General features: G+C 33.5%; 9 protein-coding genes. 6 read left to right on the forward strand and 3 right to left on the reverse strand.

What is annotated here, in order from left to right; all coding sequences use genetic code 11:
- Positions 1–353: 353 nt before the first annotated feature.
- Positions 354–707: a VOC family protein gene (locus BM319_RS00070; RefSeq protein WP_353615534.1), complete on the reverse strand. Its 354-nt coding sequence runs from the start codon at positions 705–707 to the stop codon at positions 354–356.
- A gap of 154 nt (positions 708–861) precedes the next feature.
- Between BM319_RS00070 and BM319_RS00075 the strand changes: the two genes are divergently transcribed.
- Complete coding sequence (locus BM319_RS00075; RefSeq protein WP_069033459.1) at positions 862–2,100, forward strand: DNA polymerase IV; 1,239 nt, start codon at positions 862–864, stop codon at positions 2,098–2,100.
- 100 nt (positions 2,101–2,200) lie between these two features.
- On the opposite strand, the gene BM319_RS00080 is transcribed toward BM319_RS00075, so the two are convergent.
- Positions 2,201–2,881, reverse strand: a complete 681-nt coding sequence (locus BM319_RS00080) for an N-acetylmuramoyl-L-alanine amidase family protein (protein ID WP_069033458.1) — start codon at positions 2,879–2,881, stop codon at positions 2,201–2,203.
- Positions 2,882–3,122: 241 nt separating this feature from the next.
- Between BM319_RS00080 and ggt the strand changes: the two genes are divergently transcribed.
- Genes ggt through BM319_RS00095 form a run of 3 tightly spaced genes read left to right on the forward strand, consistent with a single transcriptional unit; the run spans position 3,123 to position 5,866 of the window.
- Complete coding sequence (ggt, locus tag BM319_RS00085; protein ID WP_439097775.1) at positions 3,123–4,739, forward strand: gamma-glutamyltransferase; 1,617 nt, start codon at positions 3,123–3,125, stop codon at positions 4,737–4,739.
- A 21-nt stretch (positions 4,740–4,760) separates the two neighbouring features.
- Positions 4,761–5,342 carry a chromate transporter gene (locus BM319_RS00090; protein ID WP_069033457.1) on the forward strand — a complete coding sequence of 194 codons (582 nt, stop codon included), beginning with the start codon at positions 4,761–4,763 and terminating at the stop codon, positions 5,340–5,342.
- Positions 5,339–5,866: a chromate transporter gene (locus tag BM319_RS00095; RefSeq protein WP_069033456.1), complete on the forward strand. Its 528-nt coding sequence runs from the start codon at positions 5,339–5,341 to the stop codon at positions 5,864–5,866. The genes BM319_RS00090 and BM319_RS00095 overlap by 4 nt, the downstream gene beginning before the upstream one ends.
- A 19-nt stretch (positions 5,867–5,885) precedes the next feature.
- On the opposite strand, the gene BM319_RS00100 is transcribed toward BM319_RS00095, so the two are convergent.
- On the reverse strand, positions 5,886–6,317 hold the full coding sequence (locus tag BM319_RS00100; protein WP_069033455.1) for an SET domain-containing protein: 432 nt from the start codon (positions 6,315–6,317) through the stop codon (positions 5,886–5,888).
- A 240-nt stretch (positions 6,318–6,557) separates the two neighbouring features.
- Between BM319_RS00100 and BM319_RS00105 the strand changes: the two genes are divergently transcribed.
- Positions 6,558–7,058, forward strand: a complete 501-nt coding sequence (locus tag BM319_RS00105) for a hypothetical protein (RefSeq protein WP_069033454.1) — start codon at positions 6,558–6,560, stop codon at positions 7,056–7,058.
- 239 nt (positions 7,059–7,297) lie between these two features.
- Entirely contained in the window at positions 7,298–8,062 is a 765-nt protein-coding gene (locus BM319_RS00110; RefSeq protein ID WP_069033453.1) for a MerR family transcriptional regulator, read from the forward strand.
- The last annotated feature ends 208 nt before the right edge of the window (positions 8,063–8,270 follow it).

The following is an 8,270-nucleotide window of genomic DNA, read 5'->3' on the forward strand; positions in this document are numbered from 1 at the left end:
AGTAAGTAAAAAAGTAAAAAGATGAAATAACTTACTCATAAGAATTTATATGAACTAATCGGCTAAATTTCTATAAAGAGTCGTTCAGTCAGTCGTATTAACATCAAATCATAAACTTAGGTGAGATGCCTCCCTATACATACTTCAACTTCAGAGCTTTCCCAAAGTGCTAGTACATTTTATCGTGATTTAAGAGATAGCCCCTATCCTTTATAAGCATCAATTAAGTTGTTTAGATTGATTTTATTCTTAGTTTGGAGAATAGCTTTCATTACTCGTTCAGATTTTTCTAGATTAGAGTCATTTAATAGTTCAGGTAAAATGGTCGGAACAATTTGCCATGAGACACCAAATTAATCTTTTAACCAACCACATGCTTGAGCATTTTTATCTCCATCCTTTGATAATTTTTCCCAATAATAATCTATTTCTTCTTGGGAGTCACAATGAACGATGAATGAAATTGCTTCTGTAAATTTAAAGTGAGGTCCACCGTTTAACGCAACAAAATCTAACCCCTCTAAGCTAAATTGAATGGTCATAACCGCACCTTCTTCCATACTGTTTGGATCATGTCTTTCTTTTCCGTATCGTGTGATTCTTTCAATTTTTGAATTCTTAAATATAGAAGTGTAATAATTTACGGCTTCTTCGGCTTGTGTATCAAACCATAAATTCGTTGATATTTTTTGAATTTTACTTTGCATAGCTTTTCTCCTTTAATCCAAAAACGTTTATAATAATTAGATATTGGTTTTAGATATGATTCAAACTTTATCAGTTTTAACTATATTCAGGCATTAATACACGTTAATAGAATATATAAAAAAATGAAATTATACTAGCATAGGAGGTGAGTCAATGAATCAATGGGCACCAAAGAGCGGAAGAGTTATTTTACATGTCGATATGAATTCATTTTTTGCTTCAGTTGAAATAGCGAATGATCCATCATTAAAAGGTAAACCAGTAGTTGTGGCCGGTAATGAAAAAGAGCGGAGGGGAATAATCGTAACTGCAAGTTATGAAGCTCGAGCCTATGGAATCCGGGCAACAATGCCATTATGGGAAGCACGAAAAAAATGTCCTGAGATGATTGTGAAAACGCCAACTTTTGAAGCTTACCGAAAAGTCTCAAGGCAAATATTTGAAAAATTAGGTGCAATAAGTCCTAAAATTGAAGTAGCATCAATTGATGAAGGATATATTGATATAACTGATTGTGATGAAAAACTAGGTCATCCAATTAAAATAGCTGAAATGATCCAGTCAATGTTGTTAGAAGATCTTGATATGCCATGTAGTATCGGTATTGGTCCAAATAAATTTCTTGCGAAAACAGCTTCAGATATGAAAAAACCACTTGGAATTACTGTTCTTCGAAAGAGGGATGTTCCTACTATTTTATGGCCTAGAAAAGTAGGAGAGATGCATGGTGTTGGTAAGAAAACTGAAGAAAAATTAAATGAAATTGGCATTATTACAATAGAAGATTTGGCAAAAAGTGATGAAGAACAAGTACAAGAATTATTAGGTGTAAACGGTAAATCTTTAAGAAATAAGGCAAATGGAATAGATGAAAGAGAAGTCGATCCTAGTCGTATGCTTTCACATAAGACAATTGGCCAATCAACGACATTTTCATTTGATGTTTTTGAGGAACCAATGATTGCAGAAAAATTTGAAGCTCTATCGAAACGGGTTGCTGAACGATTAATTAAGAAGGGTTTAGTTGCTGACACTGTGACAATTACACTTCGATTTAGTGACCGAAAAACAATTAATCGAAGTAAAAAACTTACTACACCTGTACAACAAGCTAATGAAATCTTTAAAGAGGCATTTGACCTATGGAAAAGAAATTGGAACGGAGAACCATTACGTTTAATCGGAGTAACTGCCTCACAATTAAATCCAAAAGATGAAATATCAAAGCAATTGGACTTATTTTCTTTTGAAAAGGATGCCAAACAAGAACCTTTGTTTGAAACATTACATAAATTGCAAAATAAATATGGAGAACAAGTGATTAGTTTAGGGAGACAAAAAAAGAAAATTGACTCAAACAATATATTAGATATATTGAAATCTACAGAGTAAACAGCTGGTGCGGTTTCTTAATCGAAGAACCCTTTTTTATTCTCTACGAAAAAAAGACGGTCTATTAATTAGACAGTCTTCAAATAGTTAATAGAACCGTTTAAACTTTCTCGATAATAATTTTAGTTGCTGTTGGAAGATATTGTTCCACTGCATTCAGTACATTTTGATCATCCTGATATGCACCGACTTGTACTCCGTCTACGATTACTCTATGCATTTCAGCCTTAGCCTTAGCTGTTAAGTTAAATGCTTTTACTAATCCATTTACATGCCCTTGAGCTACTTTTTGACGCCAATTTGGGTCTTTTAGTTTTGCAGCATCACTTGCATTATCAATGAAACCATTTTCAGTCAAAATCGCTGGCATATTTGATTCACGTAATACATGAAAATTAGCTTTCTTTTTACCACGATCAGTTAGACCATTTACCTTTACGATCTCTGGATGTAAAACGTTTTGATACTGAGCTGAAGTAGACGTATCTGACAAACTATCATGTATATAATCCTCATAACCTGACGCTGATGTATTAAATGAATTGATATGAACAGATAAAAAGTAGCTAGCACCCCATGAGTTTGCATCATTAGTACGTTCAGTTAAAGAACGATCAGTATCGGTAGATCTGCTCATTCTAACCTCAACGTCATTGTAGTTATTCAATAAATCTCGTATTCTTAATGCGATATCCAAAGTTAAGTCTTTTTCCTTTAATCCATTACCTACTGCACCTGAATCAGAGCCACCATGACCTGGATCTAAATAAAGTTTCAACATTTTTTTATAATCCCCTCCTAAAGATAATGTATTCAAAGTAGCCTTTAGTTGAAATGGACAAGCATCTAAATGTATATAACCAAATTTAAGACATTTAATTGAATTAGGCATTCATTCTAATAGATTCTTTTATTTAGATTGATAGTTAAGTAGGGGAATACTAAAATATTGTCGAATTTATAGATTAGGTTATTTTGTTATCCAATATAACTATTGCAGAGAAGCCAAGGAGGAAAAGTGTATGTATACAAAAATGAAAGCGAATGAACACGTTTATTCATCACATCGTAATGTGGTGTATGCTAGAAATGGAATGGTCGCTACTTCTCAACCATTGGCTGCACAAGCGGGCCTTGATATTTTAAAAAAGGGTGGTAATGCAGTAGATGCTGCAATCGCTACAGCTGCTTGCCTTACAGTAGTAGAGCCTACTTCAAACGGCATTGGCGGGGATGCTTTTGCATTAGTTTGGATGAACGAAAAGTTATACGGTTTAGATTCAAGTGGACCAGCACCTAAAAATATATCGATTGAAAAAGTAAAAGATCTAGGTTATGAAAAAATGCCTAAGTATGGTTGGGTGCCAATAACAGTTCCTGGTGCTCCTGCTGCTTGGGTAGAATTATCGAATCGGTTTGGGAGACTTTCATTAAAGGAAGTGCTACAACCGGCAATTGAATATGCTCGTGAAGGTTTTCCGATTTCACCAACATTAGGTAAGTTTTGGAAGAAGGCTTATGAAATATACAAAAAGGAGTTAAACTCTGAGGAGTTTGCTGCTTGGTTTGATACGTTTGCCCCAAATGGAAGAGCTCCTGAAGTAGGAGAAATTTGGTCGTCACTGGATCATGCAATAACTTTAGAAAAAATAGCCGAAACAAATGGAAAAGATTTTTATAAAGGTGAAATTGCAGATAAAATTATTGAGTCTTCAAATCAATATGGTGGCTTTTTAGCAAAAGAAGATTTAGAGTCTTTTAAACCGGAATGGGTAAATCCAATTAGTATAAATTACAGAGGCTATGATGTGTGGGAAATTCCACCTAATGGTCAAGGCATTGTCGCACTGATGGCTTTAAATATATTGAAAAATGATCAGTTTGATGACAAAGAGAACGTAACTACATATCATAAACAATTTGAAGCAATGAAGTTAGCTTTTGCTTGTGGAAAGGAATATGTGACAGACCGAAAGTTTATGAAGACTTCGGTGGAGAGTCTATTAAGTGATCAATATGGAAAAGAACGTTTTTTAGAGATCACGGAAACTGCTCATACACCATTACCAGGAAGACCGCCTAGTGGAGGCACTGTTTATTTAGCAACAGCTGATGCAGATGGAAATATGGTCTCATTTATTCAAAGTAATTATATGGGTTTTGGGTCAGGTATCGTAATTCCTGGAACTGGAATTGGATTGCAAAATAGGGGTTGTGATTTTAGCTTAAATGAAAAACATGCCAACGCTTTAATCGGTGGAAAAAAATCATATCATACGATTATTCCGGCATTTTTAACAAAAAATAATAAAGCAATTGGACCATTCGGTGTAATGGGTGGTTATATGCAGCCTCAAGGTCATGTTCAAGTAATCATGAATAGCATCGATTTTTATTTAAATCCACAAGAAACTTTAGATGCTCCTAGATGGCAATGGATTGAAGGGAAAATAGTTGAAGTCGAACCTAGTTTTCCGCAAGAGATTATAGAAGAGTTACAGGCTAAAGGTCATGAAATTAAGGTTGCAGATGATACTGGAAGTTTCGGGCGAGGCCAAATTATTTGGAGAAATGAAGATTCTGGCGTTTTAATGGGTGGTACAGAATCAAGAACGGACGGTTGTATAGCAAGTTGGTAAATATGAAAAGGAAATGATTTAATGAAACAATTAGAAATATTCATCGCGTTTTTTCGAAGTAGTATATTAGGATATGGTGGAGGACCATCTACGATTCCTCTAGTTTATAAGGAAGTCGTTGATACGTATAAATGGATGAAAGACGAAGAGTTTTCTGAAATTTTAGCTATAGGTAATATGCTCCCAGGTCCAATCAATACAAAATTAGCAGGTTATATCGGTTATCGTATGGGTGGTATAATCGGAATGCTAAATGCGATTATTGCAACGATCCTACCGACAATCCTATTAATGATTATACTATTAACATCATTATCGTCTTTTAAAGATATAAAATGGGTTAATGGGATGAAGGAATCAATTGTACCTGTTGTTGGGGTAATGTTAGGTGTATTAACATGGCAATTTTATCAAAGTTCAAAAAAAGGATTGAAAACACCAACAATATTAATTCATTTAGTTGTTGGATTGTTTCTAATTCAATTTTTACACATACATCCAGCGATTATTATTGGTAGTTTACTAATATTTGCAATCTTCCAACCAGTAAAAGCAACTTCCTCAAATGACCATCAGACGAGGAAGGGGAGTACAAACGAATGATTTATTGGAAATTATTTCTTTCATTTCTTATAACGAATCTTTTAGGATATGGTGGGGGGCCAGCTACAATCCCATTAATTCAAAATGAAGTTGTTACACAAAAACATTGGTTAACAGGGCAAGAATTTCATGAAGCGTTTGCAATGGGAAATGCCTTACCAGGACCTATCGCCACAAAAATGGCTGGCTATATTGGATATAAAATTGGAGGAATCTTTGGTTCCTTTATTGCAGTCTTTGCAACGGTATTCCCTTCTTTATTGCTAATGATTCTATTGATTGGGTTGCTTTATAAAAATCGTGACTCAATTCGAGTGAAGAGAATGACAGCATATGTAAAACCGACAATTGTTGTCCTTTTAGGTCTACTTACATATCAATCTTTTTCTGATTCGTTTCATGATATTGGAGCATTCCAAGTTATTTTTATTGCGGCTTGTACATTTTTCTTAATGGAAAAATTTAAGATTCATCCGGCTTTTGTAGTACTTGGTGCATTAATTTATGGTGCCATTAATCTTTAAAAATAAAAAAAGAAACCAATTAATTGGTTTCTTTTTCATTTTCTTTTTCCTTTTCCTTGCTCATAACTTCTTCATAATCTTTATTAAACCAAAGTGGATCCATATTATCTACTTCGCCATTATAATTAATCAAAATTTCTTCGCCAGCTTTAATGTCTTTGTAAGCGAAAAAATCAAATGTGTGATTATCAAAGTTAATATCGTAAGTTGCATTTGCATCATAAGAATGGTTGAATAGCATTCCGTATCCTAGAAGAATAGCTGAATGATTAATACCATATTCAAATGCGTAGTCTGCTAATAAAGTTTTCTCGATATGCTCATGTTCCTCGTTCGGGTAAGAAATAACTGGCGCCTCGTGTATTAATTCACCTTTTGCAATATCACGTGTTGCAAAGACACCTCGATTAAATTCACCGTCACTCAACGTAGAAGTTTTAATTTCAATCATAATTACACCTATAATTCTCTCTTAAGTCTTATAGATAGTTTGCCATTATTTTAAATATAAATCAATTTTTTTATCTATTTATCGTTATTCACAAAAAAAAGTGCGTCTCTTATTCGAGCGAAAGGAGTAGTAAAGCTAATATTAGATTAAAAACTGATAAAATTTTAAAAATCTAAGTATATATTTTGCCAAAACATCAAATTATAAAATTGTTATATATATATAGGGAGGCAGATTATAATGAAATTTTTTTATAAGATTATGATTTTATTGATTGTAATGTCTTCTATTCTTCCAGGAAATAAGCAGGTAAATGCAACTAGCAAAAAGGAATTTCTGCGAATTGAAGGATATAAGCCAAACCAAACTGTTAACAAAATTCCTAATCTAGCTGATATTTTCCAGGTTTCAACAAATCAGATCCTAGTAACTTTTGATTCACAAGTTGATATTTATTTAGGAACAAAAGCATCTTTTTATTGGATTCAAAGTTTATCTGATAAAATCCCTACCGGAATTGCATCACTAGGAAACAAAAGTCAATTTAATGCAAGGAATGCCTTATCAAATAATCAAGTTACAATTACAAAGGTACAAGGAGATAACAATTCATTCTTGTTAACCTTTAAACAAGAAATCCCTTCAAATAAGCGATTTAAACTAGCAGTTCGTCATTTGCACGCTCCTGGTGGAAAACCATTTGATGGTATAAATGGTATAAAAGTATTTACAGGTAAATAATTATTTTGTAGTTTGTCTACATGATTGATGTAATCCCCTATTGCAGAGGGGATTTTTTTATGTCTTGTAATGAATAATGTTACCAAGCGATCGGTAGAAATTAAATGTAGTGTAGTTCAAAGAAATTTTTTTGAACAGGGTATAGCTTACTCCAAAAAAAATCTTAAAAATTATAAATTATAGAATTGACTTTAACGTTGCGTAAAGGTGTATTGTAAAGATGTCAGGAGGTAGTCGCAATGGAATACACTGTACAAAAGCTTGGACTTCTAGCAGGAATCAGCACAAGGACTTTAAGATATTATGATGAGATTGGGATTCTTAAGCCGGCAAGAATTAACTCATCAGGATATCGGATTTATGGTCAAGCGGAAGTAGATCGCTTACAACAAATCTTATTTTATAGAGAACTAGGTATGAATTTAGAAAACATTAAAGAAATTATCACGTCACCTGACTTTAATAGTACCAAGGCGTTAAACGAGCATCGTGAGCGGCTTCTTGATAAAAGAAAGCAATTGGATTTATTAATTTCAAACGTTGAAAAGTCAATTGCTCTAACAGAGGGGAGAATTACAATGTCAAATAAAGAAAAATTTGAAGGTTTTAAGAAAGATATGATTGAAGAAAATGAAAAGAAATATGGAAAAGAAGCACGTGAAAAATATGGGGATGAAGCTGTTAATAAAGCAAATCAAAAAGTAATGAATATGACAGAAGAAGATCATAAAGAAGTAACGCGACTTGCTGAAGAATTAGCAAAAACACTAGCTGAAGCATATAAAACGGGTGATCCATCAAGTGAAATTGCCCAAAAAGCAGCTGATTTGCATAAACAATGGTTAACATTTTATTGGAGCAAATATAGTAAGGAAGCTCATGCAGGCCTAGCCCAAATGTATGTAGACGATGAACGCTTTAGAGCACATTACGATAAAGAACAACCAGGAACTGCTGAATTTTTAAGAGATGCAATTCATATTTACACGCAACATAAAAAATAAGTCGGGGATGGTGTACTTAGGCAAGTTCTAAGTACACCTGTTCTTAATTCGTGAAGGTTCATGAGTAAGTGAAACAGCAAATAAGAAAAAAGGTGACTCATGAGGGGTTCATGAGTAAGTAAAACAGCAAAAATAAGAAAAAAGGTACCGCATGAAGGGTTCATGAGTAAGTAAAACAGCAAAAATAAGAAAAAAGGTGACTCATGAG

Source organism: Bacillus sp. UNCCL81 (assembly GCF_900112535.1).
GTDB lineage: Bacteria > Bacillota > Bacilli > Bacillales > Bacillaceae_G > Gottfriedia > Gottfriedia luciferensis_B.

Coding starts and splice junctions, on each gene's coding strand:
- BM319_RS00070 (WP_353615534.1), bottom strand. CDS start 707: ATGCAAAGTAAAATTCAAAAAATATCAACGAATTTATGGTTTGATACA.
- BM319_RS00075 (WP_069033459.1), top strand. CDS start 862: ATGAATCAATGGGCACCAAAGAGCGGAAGAGTTATTTTACATGTCGAT.
- BM319_RS00080 (WP_069033458.1), bottom strand. CDS start 2,881: ATGTTGAAACTTTATTTAGATCCAGGTCATGGTGGCTCTGATTCAGGT.
- ggt (WP_439097775.1), top strand. CDS start 3,123: ATGTATACAAAAATGAAAGCGAATGAACACGTTTATTCATCACATCGT.
- BM319_RS00090 (WP_069033457.1), top strand. CDS start 4,761: ATGAAACAATTAGAAATATTCATCGCGTTTTTTCGAAGTAGTATATTA.
- BM319_RS00095 (WP_069033456.1), top strand. CDS start 5,339: ATGATTTATTGGAAATTATTTCTTTCATTTCTTATAACGAATCTTTTA.
- BM319_RS00100 (WP_069033455.1), bottom strand. CDS start 6,317: ATGATTGAAATTAAAACTTCTACGTTGAGTGACGGTGAATTTAATCGA.
- BM319_RS00105 (WP_069033454.1), top strand. CDS start 6,558: ATGAAATTTTTTTATAAGATTATGATTTTATTGATTGTAATGTCTTCT.
- BM319_RS00110 (WP_069033453.1), top strand. CDS start 7,298: ATGGAATACACTGTACAAAAGCTTGGACTTCTAGCAGGAATCAGCACA.